Here is a 16,281-nt window from a genome sequence, read left to right as displayed (position 1 = left end):
GTGCGTCATGCAGCCCTTCGTCATTGCTCCATCGATTCTCTCCGCCGACTTCGCCCGCCTGGGTGAAGAAGTGGACAAGGTGTTGGCCGCCGGTGCCGACTTCGTGCACTTCGATGTCATGGACAACCACTACGTGCCCAACCTGACCATCGGCCCGATGGTCTGCGCAGCGCTGCGCAAGTACGGCATCACCGCGCCGATCGACGCGCACCTGATGGTCAGCCCGGTCGACCGCATCATCGGTGACTTCATCGAGGCCGGCGCCACTTACATCACCTTCCACCCGGAAGCCACGCTGCACGTCGACCGCACCCTGCAACTGATCCGCGAAGGCGGCTGCAAGGCGGGCCTGGTGTTCAACCCGGCCACGCCCCTGAACGTGCTCGAGTACGTGATGGACAAGGTCGACATGGTGCTGCTGATGAGCGTCAACCCGGGCTTCGGCGGGCAGAAGTTCATCCCCGGCACCCTGAACAAGCTGCGCGAAGCGCGGGCGCTGATCGACGCTTCGGGCCGGGATATCCGCCTGGAGATCGACGGCGGGGTGAACGTCAACAATATCCGCGACATCGCCGCCGCCGGTGCCGACACCTTTGTGGCCGGCTCGGCGATCTTCAATGCGCCGAACTACCAGGAAGTCATCGACAAGATGCGCGCCGAACTGGCGCTGACGCGTCCATGAGCGGCTTCGAGCAGCTGTTTCCCGGCAAGCTGCCACGGCTGGTGATGTTCGATCTGGACGGTACGTTGATCGATTCGGTGCCCGACCTGGCTGCGGCGGTGGACACCATGCTGCTCAAACTGGGGCGCAAGCCGGCAGGGATCGAGGCGGTGCGCGACTGGGTGGGTAATGGCGCGCCGATGCTGGTGCGCCGGGCCCTGGCCAACCATATCGACGCCACGGGTGTCGATGAGGTGGAGGCCGAGCACGCTCTGGAACTGTTCAACGCCGCCTATGAAAGCAGCCATGAATTGACGGTGGTGTACCCCGGCGTGCGCGACACCCTCAAGTGGCTGCACAAAAAGGGCGTGGAAATGGCCCTGATCACCAACAAGCCGGAACGCTTTGTCGCGCCGCTGCTGGACCAGATGAAAATCGGCCGCTATTTCCGCTGGATCATCGGCGGCGATACCTTGCCGCAGAAAAAGCCCGACCCTGCGGCGCTGTTTTTCGTGATGAAAATGGCCAATATTCCGGCATCCCAGTCGTTGTTCGTCGGCGACTCGCGCAGCGATGTGCAGGCGGCGAAAGCCGCAGGCGTGCAGTGCGTGGCCTTGAGTTATGGCTACAACCATGGCCGGCCGATTGCCGAAGAATCGCCGGCGCTGGTGATTGATGATCTGCGCCTGTTAATCCCCGGTTGCCTGGGAGCGGGCGCTGGGATAACGTTGCCCGACATCGACCCGTCCCCTTCTGGAAATGCCATCGTGGTGGTTACCCGCAAACTCTGGATGAAAGTCATCAAGGCTCTGGCCCGCTGGCGTTGGCGCGCCTGACTGCTCCTGGCCGCACCCTGCGGCACGTTTGCCTACCCGACCGCCAGACCCTCATGCCACGAGGCACATCATGACCCGCGAAGAATTCCTGCGTTTGGCCGCTGCCGGCTATAACCGTATTCCCCTGGCCTGCGACACCCTGGCTGACTTCGACACGCCGTTGTCGATCTACCTGAAACTGGCCGACGAGCCCAACTCCTACCTGCTCGAATCGGTACAGGGCGGCGAAAAGTGGGGCCGTTATTCGATCATCGGCCTGCCGTGCCGCACGGTGATGCGGGTGCACGATCACCACGTGAGCATCACCCACGATGGCGTCGAGATCGAAAGCCATGACGTGGAAGACCCGCTGGCCTTCGTCGAAAGCTTCAAGGCGCGCTACAACGTGCCGACCATCCCGGGCCTGCCGCGTTTCAACGGCGGCCTGGTCGGGTATTTCGGCTACGACTGCGTGCGCTATGTGGAAAAGCGCCTGGGCAAATGCCCGAACCCGGACCCGCTGGGCGTGCCTGACATTCTGCTGATGGTCTCCGACGCGGTGGTGGTGTTCGACAACCTGGCCGGCAAGATGCACGCCATCGTGCTCGCCGACCCGGCCCAGGCCGATGCGTTCGAGCAGGGGCTGGCGAGCCTCGAAGCCTTGTTGGACAAACTGCGCCAGCCGATCACTCCGCGTCGCGGCCTGGACCTCAGCCGTCCGCCGGCCGCCGATCCGATCTTTCGCTCAAGCTTCACTCAGGATGACTACGAGCGCGCAGTCGATACCATCAAGGAATATATCCTTGCCGGAGACTGCATGCAGGTGGTGCCGTCGCAGCGCATGTCCATTGACTTCAAGGCTGCGCCCATCGACTTGTATCGCGCACTGCGCTGCTTCAACCCGACGCCTTACATGTACTTTTTCAACTTTGGCGACTTCCACGTAGTGGGCAGTTCGCCGGAAGTGCTGGTGCGTGTCGAGGACAACCTGATCACCGTACGCCCGATTGCCGGCACGCGTCCCCGTGGCGCGACCGAAGAAGCCGACCTGGCGCTGGAACAGGACCTGCTGAGCGACGACAAGGAAATTGCCGAGCACTTGATGCTGATCGACCTGGGCCGTAACGATACCGGGCGTGTCTCGGAAATCGGTTCGGTGAAGTTGACCGAGAAGATGGTGATCGAGCGCTATTCCAACGTGATGCACATCGTCTCCAACGTCACCGGCGAGCTGAAGGCCGGGCTGACCGCCATGGACGCACTGCGCGCGATTCTGCCGGCGGGCACCTTGTCGGGCGCGCCGAAGATTCGCGCGATGGAAATCATTGATGAGCTGGAGCCGGTCAAGCGCGGTGTCTACGGCGGTGCCGTGGGGTATTTTGCGTGGAACGGCAACATGGACACGGCGATTGCGATTCGCACGGCGGTGATCAAGGATGGCGAGCTGCATGTGCAGGCGGGTGGCGGGATTGTCGCCGACTCGGTGCCGGCCCTCGAGTGGGAGGAAACCCTGAACAAGCGCCGCGCGATGTTCCGGGCTGTGGCGTTAGCCGAGCAAACGCCGCAACGCTAAAGGCTGGCATTGAACAAAATGTGGGGGCTGGTAAGCCAGCTCCCACATTTGTTTTGTTCCGCTCTCAAGACTGCATCAGAAATCCAGACTCACGCCAACGCTGACGCCTTGCTGGGTCAAACTGTCATCCTTCCTCACGTTATACGCCGCCCGTAGCGCCAGCTCCTGAGTCAGCTTGTGGCTGACGCCCAGGCTCAGGCGATCCGAATTGCTGCGTGGCGTATAGCCGTCCAGCTTGAAGTCGATGCCCTGCACGCTGTTGAGCGACATGTTCACTTTCTGCGTGTCATTTTCGAACTCGTGCTCGTGGGCCACTTCGCCGTACACCTGGGTCTGCGGTGTTACCCGGTAGCTGCCTTGCAGGCCTGCGCCCAGACGTTTGGAGTCGCGTTGCTGGTCATCAAAGGTCAGCGCGGTGGAGCGATTGTCTTTCTCCGAGTAGCCGTTGACTTCGACCCGTGCGTAATCGGCGCTGATGAACGGTGACAGGTGCCAGTCGCTGCCCGGCGCGGCGATGTCGTAGCCCACGCGGCTGCTCAAGGCCCACAGCCAGCCGTCGGTGTCGCCTTTTTCGGAGCCTTCGCTGACGCCTAGGGCGAACTTGCGTTTGAGGCTGTCGAAGTCCAGCTTGCCGCCGGTCAACGCCGCGTCGGCCCACCAGTGGTTTTGCTGATATTGGGCGAAGGCGGTGCCCATGTAGCTGTTGAGCTTGTAGTCCGAATCGTTGGCGCCGACTTCCAGGGTCTGGCGGTACAAGCCGGCCGCCACGCCGACGCGCCAGTCCTCGTTGAGCCGGTAGCTGCCGCCGACATTCAGGTTGTAGCCAGTGCCATCGCCACTCGCGGCGCTGTCCTGGTGGTTGAAGTCCACATGCTGGCCACCGCCGGCCACAATCGCGCGCCACTGGCCGACCGCTTGCCAACGGCCGTTATCGGCCTGCCATTGGTTGCGCAGTTCATCCTGGTGGGCGCGCAAGGTGCCTTGGGCCATTTCGGGCAGCAGGGTCAGTTCCCAGGGCGCCGACAGCAGTGAATAAGCGTAGTCGGCAATCAGGCGTTGCCCGGCGATGGTGGGGTGCACGGCGTCGTTGTAGATCAGCTTGGTCGGGTCCGGGGTGGTGCCGCCGATGCCGTAGGTCGGGTTGGCGCTGCAGCCGTTGCCGCTGAAGCAGGTGCCGGTGAGGTTTTGCCCGGTGGCCAGGCCGAAGCGGCCGGGGTCGGCGAAGGTCTCATTGAGCAGCAGCGGAATGTTCAGCGGGATGATCTGCGCGTCGATCTGCGACAGCCGTTGCACCAGCGATTGGTTGAACAGGCTGCTGAGGGCCGAACTCGGCGCCTGCAGCAGTGTGCCGTTGATGGCCGGTGTGAGCCCCAGGTCGGGCAGCATCCACACCATGATGTAGCGGGCGCCGGCCTGTTGCAGGGCCTGGGCGCTGTCGGCCAGGCGGCCGCCTGCAGCGACAGCCTGGCCCGCGCTGAGCACGCGGCCTTGAATGAAGTCGTTACCGCCGCCGGAGAGAAAATACAGCGCGTTCGGATCCGCCCGCCCGCCGTTGGCCGGCAGGTAGCCCTGGCGGCTGCGCAATACCGTACCGCCGCCGGGATTGTTGGGCGGGACCGTGGCGTTGGACACCGAGTTGATCGAGTCCAGGATGTTGTCGGTACGGTAGCCGCCGACCGCCCAGTTGTTGCCGTCGGGCAGGCCCTGGGCCGCGCGAACCGGCGAGGTCGAGGCGTTCAGGTCGTTGGGCGCAACGCCCAGCCGGGTACCGAGCAAGGTCGATGAGACCAGGCCGAAGTCACCCTGGAAGTTCGGCCCGGTGCGGTTGGTAAAACGCAGTGTCGACCCGGCGTTGCCATCCGGGAACTGGCCGGCGTCGGCCAGGCTGTCACCGAACACCACCATGGTTGAATAGGGCGAGGAGGCTGCAAGCGCCTGGGCACAGGCCAGGGACAACAGGCAGCCGGCGAGCGGGGCAAGAAGGGCGGGTTTTTGCATGACAAAGTCCATTTGGTTTTGTTGTATCGGAAGCGAAACATTAACCAGACATTGAGAATGTTCTTCAAGTGAAAACAGCTTTTTCCGATAAACCAAGGCAGGTCTACCCGCGTATTTGCGCGACTATATTGCACCGCTCGCGAGGCTACGCTACTGTGCCCCAACGTATGAACGAGACCCTCCCCGTGTTGATCATCAGCAAACTCTTGATGCGCGTCATCAAGGCTCACGCCCGTTGGCGTTGGCGCGCCTGACTGTTCCCTGCCGGCCCCGCCGGACCTGTACCGATTTGCCTTCTTCACCCTTTGTCTGACGCCCCGTGTCGGCTCGGCCGGCCACTGGAACGTGCGTTCGACAGCGGGTCACGCCCTGGAAGGCGGACATTCGAAATCAGTGAATTCAAGAGGTTTGAACCCACATGTTGCTGATGATTGATAACTACGATTCCTTTACCTACAACGTCGTGCAGTACCTGGGCGAACTCGGTGCCGAGGTCAAGGTGGTGCGCAACGACGAACTGAGCGTGGCGCAGATCGCAGCGCTGAACCCGGAACGCATCGTGGTTTCGCCTGGCCCCTGCACCCCGACCGAGGCGGGCATCTCCCTCGAAGCCATTCAGTATTTCGCCGGCAAGCTGCCTATCCTGGGCGTGTGTCTGGGCCATCAGTCCATCGGCCAGGCCTTTGGCGGTGACGTGGTGCGTGCGCGCCAGGTGATGCACGGCAAGACCAGCCCGGTGTTCCACAGGGACTTGGGCGTATTTCAGGCGTTGAACAATCCCGTAACAGTGACCCGCTACCATTCGCTGGTGGTCAAGCGTGAAACCCTGCCCGAGTGCCTGGAACCGACCGCCTGGACCCAGCTGGAAGACGGCTCGGTCGACGAGATCATGGGCCTGCGCCACAAGACGCTGAATATCGAAGGGGTGCAATTTCACCCTGAGTCGATTCTGACCGAGCAGGGTTACGAGCTGTTCGCCAACTTTCTCAAGCAGAGCGGCGGCACGCGCTAAGGACTTTTCATGGATATCAAGACTGCCCTGGGCCGTATCGTCGGCCACCTGGACCTGAGCACCGCGGAAATGAGCGATGTGATGCGCGAGATCATGACCGGTCAGTGCACCGACGCACAGATCGGTGCGTTCATGATGGCCATGCGCATGAAGAGCGAGAGCATCGACGAGATCGTCGGCGCTGTGTCGGTCATGCGCGAGCTGGCGGACAAGGTTGAACTCAAGACCCTCGACGGTGTGGTCGACGTGGTCGGCACTGGCGGCGATGGCGCGAATATCTTCAACGTGTCCACGGCGTCTTCATTCGTGGTTGCGGCGGCGGGCTGCACAGTGGCCAAGCACGGCAACCGTGCGGTGTCCGGCAAGAGCGGCAGTGCCGATCTGCTGGAGGCAGCGGGCATCTACCTGAACCTGACGCCGGTGCAAGTGGCACGCTGCATCGACAGCGTCGGCATCGGCTTCATGTTTGCCCAGTCCCATCACGGTGCGATGAAACACGCCGCCGGCCCGCGCAAGGATCTTGGCCTGCGCACCCTGTTCAACATGCTTGGCCCGCTTACGAATCCGGCCGGTGTGAAGCATCAGGTGGTGGGCGTGTTCAGCGAAGCCCTGTGCCGGCCGCTGGCCGAAGTGTTGCAACGCATGGGCAGCAAGCATGTGCTGGTGGTGCATTCCAAGGATGGCCTGGACGAATTCAGCCTGGCGGCGCCGACGTTTGTGGCGGAGCTCAAGAACGACCAAATCACCGAATATTGGGTCGAACCTGAAGACCTCGGCATGAAGAGCCAGAGTCTGCATGGCCTGGCGGTGGAAAGCCCGGCCGCGTCCCTGGAGTTGATCCGCGATGCCCTGGGGCGCCGCAAGACCGAGAACGGTCAAAAAGCGGCCGAGATGATTGTTCTGAATGCTGGCGCGGCACTTTACGCCGCCGACCATGCCTATAGTCTTAAAGAGGGTGTCGCCTTGGCTCACGATGCACTTCACACCGGTCTGGCTCGCGAAAAACTCGAAGAGCTGGGAGCATTCACTGCGGTATTCAAGATGGAGAATGAAGGATGAGTGTGCCAACCGTTCTACAAAAAATTCTGGCCCGCAAGGCAGAAGAAGTCGCTGAGCGCCGCGCGCGCGTGAGCCTGGCCGAGCTGGAAGCGCAGGCGAAAGTCGCCGATGCCCCGCGCGGTTTTGCCAATGCCTTGATCGCCCAGGCCAAGCTCAAGCAGCCTGCGGTGATTGCCGAGGTGAAAAAGGCCTCGCCGAGCAAAGGCGTGATTCGTGAGCACTTCGTTCCGTCCGACATTGCCGCCAGTTACGAGAAGGGCGGGGCGACGTGCCTCTCCGTGCTGACCGACATCGACTACTTCCAGGGCTCCGACCTGTTCCTGCAGCAGGCGCGCGCGGCGTGCAAGCTGCCGGTGATCCGCAAGGATTTCATGGTTGACCCGTACCAGATCATCGAAGCCCGTGCCCTGGGCGCCGACTGTGTACTGCTGATCGTCTCGGCGCTGGATGACGTAAAGCTGGCGGAACTGGCGGCGGTGGCCAAGAGCGTCGGTCTGGACGTGTTGGTTGAAGTACACGACGGCGATGAGCTGGAGCGCGCATTGAAAACCGTCGACACGCGGTTGGTTGGCGTGAACAACCGTAACCTGCACACCTTCGAAGTCAGCCTGGAAACCACCCTCGACCTGCTGCCGCGCATTCCGCGTGACCGCCTGGTGATCACCGAGAGTGGCATCGCCAACCGTGCCGATGTGGAACTGATGGAAATCAATGGCGTGTATTCGTTCCTGGTGGGCGAGACGTTCATGCGCGCCGAGCACCCGGGGGCGGAGTTGCAGCGTCTGTTCTTCCCGGAGCGTGGCGTGCCGGTCGGCGGCTCGACACTGGACTGATTGAAACACGGTCAACCTGTGGGAGGGGGCTTGCTCCCGATGGCATTCGTTCAGTTGATGCGTATTTCGACTGATACTTCGCTATCGGGAGCAAGCCCCCTCCCACATTGGGTTTGGGTGTATTCAGGGAGGTGGGCGCATGATTCAACCGATGGCGATGACTGTTGAGGCCGGCCTTGCCGCCGAGCAGGATTTGCTAGCAGCCGTTTGCGCAGGCGAGCAGGCATTCGGGTTGCTGTTCTGGCAGCCCACCGACCAGGCGTTGGTGATGCCGCGTCGCTTGAGCCGGTTGCCGGCGTTCGCGGCGGCGAGCGAGGTGTCGGCGCAGGCCGGTTGGCCGGTGCTGCTGCGCGAAACCGGCGGCGAGCCGGTGCCGCAGTCGGGCGCCACGGTGAATATCGCATTGGTCTACGCGCCACCCCGCAGCGAAGGAGACCAGGGGCGAATCGAAACCGGTTATCAGCGTTTGTGCCAGCCGATCTGCGACGTGCTGATCGAGCTGGGCGGTGATGCCAGTGTGGGTGAAGTCGATGGCGCCTTCTGCGACGGGCGTTACAACGTCAACCTCAACGGTCGCAAGATGGTTGGCACCGCCCAGCGCTGGCGGCAAAGCGGCGGTCGTCCGGTAGGATTGGTACACGGCGCGTTACTACTGGATGACCACCGCGAGGCATTGATTGCGGCAGTCAACCGTTTCAATCAATCCTGTGGCCTGGAGCAGCGGGTGCGCGCCGACAGCCATATTGCCCTGCATGAAGCCTTTGCCGCGCCCGATGCCATCGGCCGGCTCGACACCTTGTATCGTCAGATGCTCGCCGGTTTCATGCCCACTTAACGCGTGCCGAACACCACCATCGTCTTGCCTTTGACGTGCACCAGGTTGCGTTCTTCCAGGTCCTTGAGTACGCGACCGACCATTTCCCGTGAACAGCCGACAATGCGGCCGATCTCCTGGCGCGTCACTTTGATCTGCATGCCATCCGGGTGGGTCATGGCATCGGGTTGTTTGCACAACTCCAGCAGGCACCGGGCCACGCGGCCGGTGACGTCGAAGAATGCCAGGTCGCCGACTTTGCGCGTGGTGTCGCGCAGACGCTGGGCGATCTGACCGCTCAGGGCATACAGGATGTCGGGGTCCTGTTGGGACAGTTCACGAAACTTGGTGTAGCTGATCTCGGCGACTTCGCATTCGACCTTGGCGCGTACCCAGGCACTGCGTTCCTGTTCCTTTCCGGCTTGTTCGAACAGGCCCAGCTCGCCAAAGAAATCGCCGGTGTTGAGGTAGGCGATGATCATCTCGCGGCCGTCGTCGTCCTCGATCAGGATGGTGACCGAGCCCTTGATGATGAAAAACAGTGTTTCGGAGCGTTCGCCGGCGCAGATGATGTTGTGCTTGGCCGGGTAGCGCCGGCGCTGGCAATGCATCAACAGCTTGTCGAGATTCTTGATCTTGGGTGTGGGAGTAAGGGCAACCATGGTTGTTTCCCGAAAGGCGACGCTAAGGAATTGAAGTTATGCTCTCCGACAGTGGCAATACGCCATCGAATTGGCGCCAGCTTACCAGACACATTCTGTCTCGATTAGCGAATTTATCGGGTAAACGTTTTTATTGATCGCATTCGCGCCAAACGCTGCCGCTGCCGGGCCCTGTGCTAAGCTGGCGACCCTTTTTTAGCAGTGGAGTCTGGGCGATGAAGGCACGCATCCAATGGGCGGGCGAAGCCATGTTCCTCGGTGAATCGGGCAGCGGCCATGTGGTGGTGATGGACGGTCCGCCTGAAGCGGGCGGCCGCAACCTAGGCGTGCGGCCGATGGAAATGCTGCTGCTGGGCGTGGGCGGCTGCAGCAATTTCGACGTGGTCAGTATCCTGAAAAAGTCCCGTCAGGCGGTAGAGAGCTGCGAGGCGTTTCTGGAGGCCGAGCGCGCCACGGAAGATCCCAAGGTGTTTACCAGGATTCACATGCATTTTGTGGTGAAGGGGCGGGCGCTGAAGGAGGCCCAGGTCAAGCGGGCCATCGAGCTGTCGGCTGAGAAGTATTGCTCGGCGTCGATCATGCTGGGTGCGGCCGGCGTGGCCATCACCCATGATTACGAGATTATCGAACTGGGTTGAGCGCCAGGAGCGAGCACGCTCGCTCCTGCTAGATACGGTAGGTGCTTTTGGTCATGACTTTGGCCAGCAGGCCCATGCCGAATCGTACCGGCGCCGGGAAGCGAAAACCGCCGGCATCCAACGCGCTGTCCGCGTGGAGGGCTTCATCAATGCGCATCTGTTCGAGGATTGCCCGGGATTTTTCGTCCTCTGCCGGCAATTGCTCGAGGTGCTCATCCAGATGCTTGCACACCTGATGCTCGGTGGCGGCGACGAAGCCCAGGCTCACCTTGTCGCTGATCAGGCCGGCGGCAGCGCCGATGCCGAATGACAAACCATAGAACAGCGGATTGAGCACGCTGGGATGACTGCCCAACTGGCGGATGCGTTGCTCGCACCAGGCCAGGTGGTCGACTTCTTCCTCGGCCGAATGCTCCATCGCGGCGCGCACCTGCGGCAGCTTGGCGGTCAGGGCCTGGCCCTGGTACAGCGCCTGGGCACACACTTCGCCGGTATGGTTGATGCGCATCAGGCCGGCGACATGGCGGGTCTCGGTCGCGCTCATCTGGGCATCGGGCTGCACGATGGCCGGCGAGGGGCGGTGAGGCTGGCCGCTGAAGGGCAATAGCGTGCGCATGGCGGTGTCGGCTTGCAGCAGCAGGCGGTCAATCGGCGAGTAGTGACGTTGGGTAGTCATGCAGACCTCCGGGAAAAATCTCAGCGGCCAGTCTACCGCAAGAGAGAGTGAAGCGTTTGCGTGCAGTCTGGGGCACGAGGTCACGGCCAGCGGCCATGACCTCCCCAAACAGGCTGTTTCAGCCCGGCGGCCAGTTCATCTGGCGCTGACCCAGCACATGCATATGGATGTGATAAACGGTCTGGCCGCCCATCTCGTTGCAGTTCATGACCACCCGAAACCCTTCCTCACAGCCCAGTTCCAGCGCCAGGCGTTGAGCCGTGAACAGGATATGGCCAGCCAGCGCCTTGTCGTCCTCGGTCAGGTCGTTCAGGGTGCGGACGGGTTTTTTCGGAATCACCAGAAAATGTACCGGCGCCTGCGGTGCGATATCGTGGAAGGCCAGAACCTGGTCATCCTCGTAGATGATGTTGGCAGGTATTTCTCTGTTGATGATCTTGGTGAACAGAGTATCCACAGCTGTTTCTCCCTTATTGATGTGCGGGTGAGTGTACCCAGGCGGTCAGCGCAGGCAATAGGCCTTGTTGATTGCGCCGGCGATCTTGCGCGTCAGCCAGCGCGGGCTCAGACGCGGGCTGAACGTCAGCCAGCGATTGCGTCGCCCGGGAATGATGATGGCTTTGTTTTTTTCCAGGGCGCGCACGGTGTACAGCGCGACTTCTTCGGGGCTCATCAGTTGCTGGCTGCGGTCGAGCCTGGCGGTGTCCATTTGTGCGGTGCCGAAGAATGCGGTGCGCGTGGGGCCGGGGCACAACACGGACACGTTGATGCCGCAGGTTTTGAGTTCTTCGCGCAAGCCTTCGGAGAAGTGCAGCACATAGGCCTTGCTGGCGTAATAGCTGCTCATCCACGGGCCGGGCTGGAACGCCGCGACGGACGCCACATTCAGAATCTGCCCGCCGCCCTGCAGTGCCATGGCGTTGCCCAATGCGTGACACAGCCGGGTGAGGGCGAGGATGTTGACTTCGATCAGGTCCTGCTCGGTCATCCAGTCCTGGGCCAGGAACGGCCCGCTGGTGCCGATGCCGGCGCAATTGACCAGCAGGTCGATCTGCCGCTCGCCTTCTTCCAGCTCCAGCAAAAAGCCGGACAAGCGCAGTGGCTCGCCCAGATCGCAGGCTCGAAACAGCACTTCGACGCCAAAGCGTTGAGTCAATTCCAGTGCAATGCTTTCCAACTGATCACGCTGGCGGGCCACCAGAATCAAGCTGCGGCCACGCCGCGCCAGGGCTTCGGCCAGGGCCAGGCCGATGCCGCTGGAGGCACCGGTGATCAGAGCGTAACGGGTCATGCCTTTCTCCATCGCAACGCCGCCGGGCCTGTGACGGAGGCGTCACAAGCGGCGGGCGTTTCTTTACTGTTCTGGAGAGTCTACAGGTTCGCCTGCATCGTCAGCACTTTGCGCGTCTTCATCCTCCATGATGACGCTCTGGTCGCCGGCTTCATCGGTGGTGATCGAACTGCTTTCATAGCTGCTGTCCATGTTGGCTTCGAGCTGATCCAGGTAGCCGTTCATGCCCAAGGTCACCACGATAGCCAGCATCACCGGAATGAACGCCAGCCACAGGGTCGCGAGGACTTTGACCGCGGTGGAGTTGCGCGGAGGCGGTGCGCCATATTGGTTGGCGCCTGCGTTACCTGGTAGTACCAGCATCAGCAGCGGGAACACGCTGTTGACCAGCGGCACCAGGTTGAGCAGGTACAGCCAGCCGGACCAGCCCAGGTCGTGCAGGCGCTGCACACCGATCTGCACGCTGACCACGACCAGTGCGACAAACAGGGCGAAACCGAGCACGCCGCCGAGAATAATGGCCGCTGTCGGCGAGGCGGTTGCCACGGCGAAACTGGCGGTGCTGATGATGCCGCCGGCCACCAGCATGGCGAGGGTCAGCACCAACGTCCAGGCCAGGTAGCGCAGGCGCCCGATGCGACCATTGATGGTGAACACCTTCAGGTCGGCAAATTCCGGCAGGTCATCACCGACGGCGGCGCGTGGTGGCGCGTAGGGTGAAGTGGCCGGGCTGGAGAAGTCTTTAGAGCCGGTTTCATGGGTTTCAGCGAGGCTGAAGGCGACGGGTTGCTCGGCCTCGATGCGGGCATCGATCCCGGCGTTCTTCAGGGCGGTGAGGTAGGTCTCGGCATCGGCACGCGACAGGTCGCGTTTGAGCGCAACCGGGCGGCCGGTGAAGAGCTTCTCGATCGCAGCCACATCGCTCTTGAACAACTCGGCCAGATTCAGCTTGGCAGTGGTGCTTTCGACACCCGGGAGCAGGGCTCCGTCAAACACAATCTTGAAACGGTTGTCGCTCATGCGGGCATCCTTGTCAGTTGTAAGGGAAGGTGGGCCGGCCTGCTTTATCGGCGGGCCCGGCGAGTGTATCAGCGTGGCCAGCGCAACTGTGCGGCCTGCTCGCGCGCCGTGCGGTATTCGGCATCCAGGCGCGCAACGAGTTCATCGACGCCGGGCAGATCATTGATCTCGCCGACACCCTGGCCGGCGGACCATACGGTCTTCCAGGCCTTGGCCTCGTCGCTCAACGGCTTGAGCGTGGAGCCGCCTTTGCCTTGCAGGGCCGCGAGGTCGAAGCCGGCGTTTTCCAGGCTCTGGCGCATGAAGCTTGCGGGCACACCGGAAACAGCCGGAGTGTGCACGATGTCGGCGGCGTGTGATGTGAGCAGCATCTCTTTATAGGCATCCGGGGCTTGGCTTTCGGTGGTGCCGATAAAGCGTGTGCCGAGGTAGGCCAGGTCTGCGCCCAGCATTTGCGCGGCGAGCACTTCGTGCCCATGGTTGAGGCAGCCGGCCAGCAGCAGGGTTTTGTCGAAGAACTGACGAATTTCGGCAATCAGCGCGAAAGGACTCCAGGTGCCGGCATGGCCTCCGGCGCCTGCGGCCACGGCGATCAAACCATCGACACCTGCTTCGGCGGCCTTTTCGGCATGGCGCCGGGTGGTGACGTCGTGGAACACCAGGCCGCCGTAGCTGTGCACGGCGTCCACCAGCTCCTTTACCGCACCGAGGCTGGTGATGACGATGGGGACCTTGTGTTCGACGCAGATCGCGAGGTCGGCCTGCAGCCGTGGGTTGCTGTTGTGCACGATCAGGTTCACGGCGTACGGCGCGGGGTTATCCAACTGCGCCAGGCCCGCTTCTATTTCCTCCAGCCAAGCCTTGAAGCCGCTGCTTTCACGCTGGTTGAGCGCCGGGAAACTGCCGACCACCCCGTTGCGACAACACGCCAGTACCAGTTGCGGATTGGAGATCAGGAACATCGGCGCTACCACCAGGGGCAGGTGCAGACGCTGTTCGAGCAAGGCGGGCAGTGACATTGGCGCAACTCCGAGTGATTGAAGTTAGAACGGTTTGACCACGACCAGAATTACGATGGCCAGCAACATCAGCACAGGCACTTCGTTGAACCAGCGATAAAACACGTGGCTGCGAGTGTTTTCACCACGAGCGAAGCGTTTTACCTGCGCGCCGCACATATGGTGATAGCCGATCAGCAGCACTACCAGGGTCAGTTTTGCGTGGATCCAGCCGCCGGATTGAAAGATGCCCGGGTTGAGGACGATCAGCCAGATGCCAAAGACCAGGGAGGCAATCATCGCCGGCCCCATGATGCCGCGGTACAACTTGCGCTCCATGACGCTGAAGCGTTCCTTGCTGACGGTGTCCTCGCTTTGAGCGTGGTAGACGAACAGGCGCGGCAGGTAGAACAGCCCGGCAAACCAGCAGACGATGCTGATGATGTGGAAGGCTTTGATCCATAGATAGAGCATTTCTAGTTATTCCCAGGTTCACGGTAGGGAAGATAGTAGTGGCTGATGCGCCCATACGTCACGTTGACGGTTGTCGCAGGGCGATACGACCCCTATTATCGACGGCTTTCCAGTGGTTCGTTGAGGGCAGGGTTATGGTCAAGGTCGGTATCGTCGGCGGCACGGGTTACACCGGTGTCGAATTGCTGCGTCTGTTGGCTCAGCATCCGCAGGCTGAGGTGGTGGTCATCACCTCTCGATCCGAGGCCGGCCTGGCCGTGGCCGATATGTACCCTAACCTGCGCGGCCATTACGACGGCCTGGCGTTCAGCGTGCCGGACGTCAAGACCCTGGGCGCCTGTGACGTGGTGTTTTTTGCCACCCCTCACGGGGTTGCCCATGCGTTGGCCGGCGAACTGCTGGCTGCCGGTACCAGGGTCATCGACCTCTCCGCCGACTTCCGCCTGCAGGACGCCGATGAATGGGCCAAGTGGTATGGCCAGCCGCACGGCGCGCCGCAGTTGCTGGAGGAGGCGGTGTATGGCCTGCCGGAAGTCAATCGTGAGCAGATCAAGCAAGCCCGCTTGATTGCGGTGCCAGGTTGCTACCCGACCGCAACCCAACTGGGCTTTCTGCCGTTGCTGGAAGCCGGGCTGGCCGACGCTTCGCGCCTGATCGCAGACTGCAAGTCGGGAGTGAGCGGCGCCGGTCGTGGAGCGGCGGTAGGTTCGCTGTACTCCGAGACCGCAGAAAGCATGAAGGCTTATGCCGTTAAAGGGCATCGTCATTTGCCGGAAATCCGCCAGGGCCTCTGCCGGGCAGCGGGCAAGGACGTGGGCCTGACCTTTGTGCCGCACCTCGCGCCGATGATTCGCGGTATTCATTCCACGCTGTACGCAACCGTGGTCGATCGCTCGGTCGATCTGCAGGCACTGTTTGAAAAGCGCTATGCCAATGAGCCGTTCGTCGATGTCATGCCGGCTGGCAGTCATCCGGAAACCCGCAGTGTGCGCGGTGCCAATGTGTGCCGGATTGCGGTACACCGTCCGCAGGATGGCGACCTGGTGGTGGTGCTGTCGGTGATCGACAATCTGGTCAAGGGGGCGTCGGGCCAGGCGGTGCAGAACATGAACATCCTGTTTGGTCTGGATGAGAAGCTGGGTCTTTCCCACGCGGGCATGTTGCCTTAAGGCTTTGCTGTAGATACGCAAAGGCCCGCTAATAGGGCCTTTTGTGTTTTTATGAGCGCGTTGCCGATTGATATACCGTAACAATAGTTGACCGCTTTTCTAGGAGAAGCGGATAATGCCGGTCATTACGCATATGACGGCGTTACGCCGGGAGATTATCAGCATGAGCGTTGAATCCTTCACCCCCACGGCTTTGCAATTTACCCACGGTGCTGCGCACAAGGTGAAGAGCCTGGTCGATGAAGAGGGTAATGATCGCTTGAAGCTGCGCGTATTTGTTACGGGCGGCGGTTGTTCAGGGTTTCAGTATGGTTTTACCTTCGATGAAGATGTGGCCGACGATGACACCATTGTCGAGCGCGAGGGCGTGAGCCTGGTCGTGGACCCGATGAGTTTCCAGTACCTGGCAGGTGCCGAAGTGGATTATCAGGAAGGTCTGGAAGGTTCGCGTTTCGTGATCAAGAACCCTAACGCGACCACGACCTGTGGTTGCGGTTCTTCGTTTTCGATCTGATCGATAACCGAGTCTGCATCGCGTACAAACACGCCGCTTGGCTTTGATCGGCCAAGCGGCGTTTTGCTATCTGT

The 16,281-nt window shown here is 61.7% G+C and carries 18 protein-coding genes; 10 read left to right on the top strand and 8 right to left on the bottom strand.

All coding sequences use genetic code 11. From position 1 onward, the window contains the following. Window positions 1-7 precede the first annotated feature (7 nt). The 3 genes from rpe (at window position 8) to trpE (ending at window position 3,049) form a co-directional block, all read left to right on the top strand. Window positions 8-682 (top strand): ribulose-phosphate 3-epimerase, encoded by a 675-nt coding sequence (gene rpe, locus JOE32_RS14705; RefSeq protein WP_209985460.1) that lies wholly within the window; start codon window positions 8-10, stop codon window positions 680-682. Next, on the top strand, window positions 679-1,497 hold the full coding sequence (locus JOE32_RS14700; RefSeq protein ID WP_057006684.1) for a phosphoglycolate phosphatase: 819 nt from the start codon (window positions 679-681) through the stop codon (window positions 1,495-1,497). The genes rpe and JOE32_RS14700 overlap by 4 nt, the downstream gene beginning before the upstream one ends. Before the next feature lie 70 nt (window positions 1,498-1,567). After that, a complete protein-coding gene (gene trpE, locus JOE32_RS14695) occupies window positions 1,568-3,049 on the top strand; it encodes an anthranilate synthase component I (protein ID WP_209985457.1) in 1,482 nt (493 codons plus the stop codon). A gap of 75 nt (window positions 3,050-3,124) precedes the next feature. On the opposite strand, the gene estP is transcribed toward trpE, so the two are convergent. After that, window positions 3,125-5,047, bottom strand: a complete 1,923-nt coding sequence (gene estP, locus JOE32_RS14690) for an esterase EstP (protein ID WP_209985454.1) — start codon at window positions 5,045-5,047, stop codon at window positions 3,125-3,127. Window positions 5,048-5,465: 418 nt separating this feature from the next. Here estP and JOE32_RS14685 point away from each other — a divergent pair, with 418 nt between their 5' ends. The 4 genes from JOE32_RS14685 to JOE32_RS14670 all read left to right on the top strand — a co-directional run bounded on the left by JOE32_RS14685 (window position 5,466) and on the right by JOE32_RS14670 (window position 8,786). After that, complete coding sequence (locus JOE32_RS14685) at window positions 5,466-6,059, top strand: aminodeoxychorismate/anthranilate synthase component II (protein ID WP_003232567.1); 594 nt, start codon at window positions 5,466-5,468, stop codon at window positions 6,057-6,059. 9 nt (window positions 6,060-6,068) lie between these two features. Continuing rightward, on the top strand, window positions 6,069-7,118 hold the full coding sequence (gene trpD / locus JOE32_RS14680; protein ID WP_015373084.1) for an anthranilate phosphoribosyltransferase: 1,050 nt from the start codon (window positions 6,069-6,071) through the stop codon (window positions 7,116-7,118). Further along, window positions 7,115-7,951, top strand: a complete 837-nt coding sequence (gene trpC, locus JOE32_RS14675; RefSeq protein ID WP_209985449.1) for an indole-3-glycerol phosphate synthase TrpC — start codon at window positions 7,115-7,117, stop codon at window positions 7,949-7,951. The genes trpD and trpC overlap by 4 nt, the downstream gene beginning before the upstream one ends. 139 nt (window positions 7,952-8,090) lie before the next feature. Then, window positions 8,091-8,786, top strand: a complete 696-nt coding sequence (locus tag JOE32_RS14670) for a lipoate--protein ligase family protein (protein WP_209985446.1) — start codon at window positions 8,091-8,093, stop codon at window positions 8,784-8,786. Here JOE32_RS14670 and crp read toward each other — a convergent pair. Then, window positions 8,783-9,427, bottom strand: a complete 645-nt coding sequence (gene crp / locus JOE32_RS14665) for a cAMP-activated global transcriptional regulator CRP (protein ID WP_209985442.1) — start codon at window positions 9,425-9,427, stop codon at window positions 8,783-8,785. The genes JOE32_RS14670 and crp overlap by 4 nt on opposite strands. Window positions 9,428-9,642: 215 nt before the next feature. On the opposite strand from crp, the gene JOE32_RS14660 reads away from it, so the two are divergent. Beyond that, window positions 9,643-10,065: an OsmC family protein gene (locus JOE32_RS14660; protein WP_003210947.1), complete on the top strand. Its 423-nt coding sequence runs from the start codon at window positions 9,643-9,645 to the stop codon at window positions 10,063-10,065. 28 nt (window positions 10,066-10,093) lie between these two features. On the opposite strand, the gene coq7 is transcribed toward JOE32_RS14660, so the two are convergent. The 6 genes from coq7 to hemJ all read right to left on the bottom strand — a co-directional run bounded on the left by coq7 (window position 10,094) and on the right by hemJ (window position 14,524). Beyond that, window positions 10,094-10,741, bottom strand: a complete 648-nt coding sequence (coq7, locus tag JOE32_RS14655; RefSeq protein WP_209985439.1) for a 2-polyprenyl-3-methyl-6-methoxy-1,4-benzoquinone monooxygenase — start codon at window positions 10,739-10,741, stop codon at window positions 10,094-10,096. Between the two features lie 118 nt (window positions 10,742-10,859). Then, complete coding sequence (locus JOE32_RS14650) at window positions 10,860-11,198, bottom strand: histidine triad nucleotide-binding protein (RefSeq protein ID WP_057006693.1); 339 nt, start codon at window positions 11,196-11,198, stop codon at window positions 10,860-10,862. Between the two features lie 45 nt (window positions 11,199-11,243). Continuing rightward, on the bottom strand, window positions 11,244-12,032 hold the full coding sequence (locus tag JOE32_RS14645) for an SDR family oxidoreductase (RefSeq protein WP_209985437.1): 789 nt from the start codon (window positions 12,030-12,032) through the stop codon (window positions 11,244-11,246). Window positions 12,033-12,095: 63 nt separating this feature from the next. Next, the gene (locus JOE32_RS14640) at window positions 12,096-13,052 is read right to left on the bottom strand and encodes a DUF805 domain-containing protein (protein WP_209985434.1); all 957 of its coding nucleotides are present in this window, start codon (window positions 13,050-13,052) and stop codon (window positions 12,096-12,098) included. 68 nt (window positions 13,053-13,120) lie between these two features. Further along, window positions 13,121-14,071 carry a nitronate monooxygenase family protein gene (locus JOE32_RS14635; RefSeq protein ID WP_209985432.1) on the bottom strand — a complete coding sequence of 317 codons (951 nt, stop codon included), beginning with the start codon at window positions 14,069-14,071 and terminating at the stop codon, window positions 13,121-13,123. A gap of 24 nt (window positions 14,072-14,095) precedes the next feature. Then, complete coding sequence (hemJ, locus tag JOE32_RS14630; protein WP_003232547.1) at window positions 14,096-14,524, bottom strand: protoporphyrinogen oxidase HemJ; 429 nt, start codon at window positions 14,522-14,524, stop codon at window positions 14,096-14,098. Between the two features lie 134 nt (window positions 14,525-14,658). Between hemJ and argC the strand changes: the two genes are divergently transcribed. Together argC and erpA are read left to right on the top strand one after the other, a co-directional pair. Beyond that, window positions 14,659-15,693: an N-acetyl-gamma-glutamyl-phosphate reductase gene (gene argC, locus JOE32_RS14625; RefSeq protein WP_209985429.1), complete on the top strand. Its 1,035-nt coding sequence runs from the start codon at window positions 14,659-14,661 to the stop codon at window positions 15,691-15,693. Window positions 15,694-15,856: 163 nt separating this feature from the next. Then, entirely contained in the window at window positions 15,857-16,207 is a 351-nt protein-coding gene (gene erpA / locus JOE32_RS14620) for an iron-sulfur cluster insertion protein ErpA (protein ID WP_003176443.1), read from the top strand. Window positions 16,208-16,281: the final 74 nt, after the last annotated feature.

The organism is Pseudomonas sp. PvP025, assembly GCF_017832155.1.
Classification (GTDB): domain Bacteria; phylum Pseudomonadota; class Gammaproteobacteria; order Pseudomonadales; family Pseudomonadaceae; genus Aquipseudomonas.
Note: the sequence above shows the minus strand (reverse complement) of the source record. Positions and strands in the feature narration are given on the sequence as shown.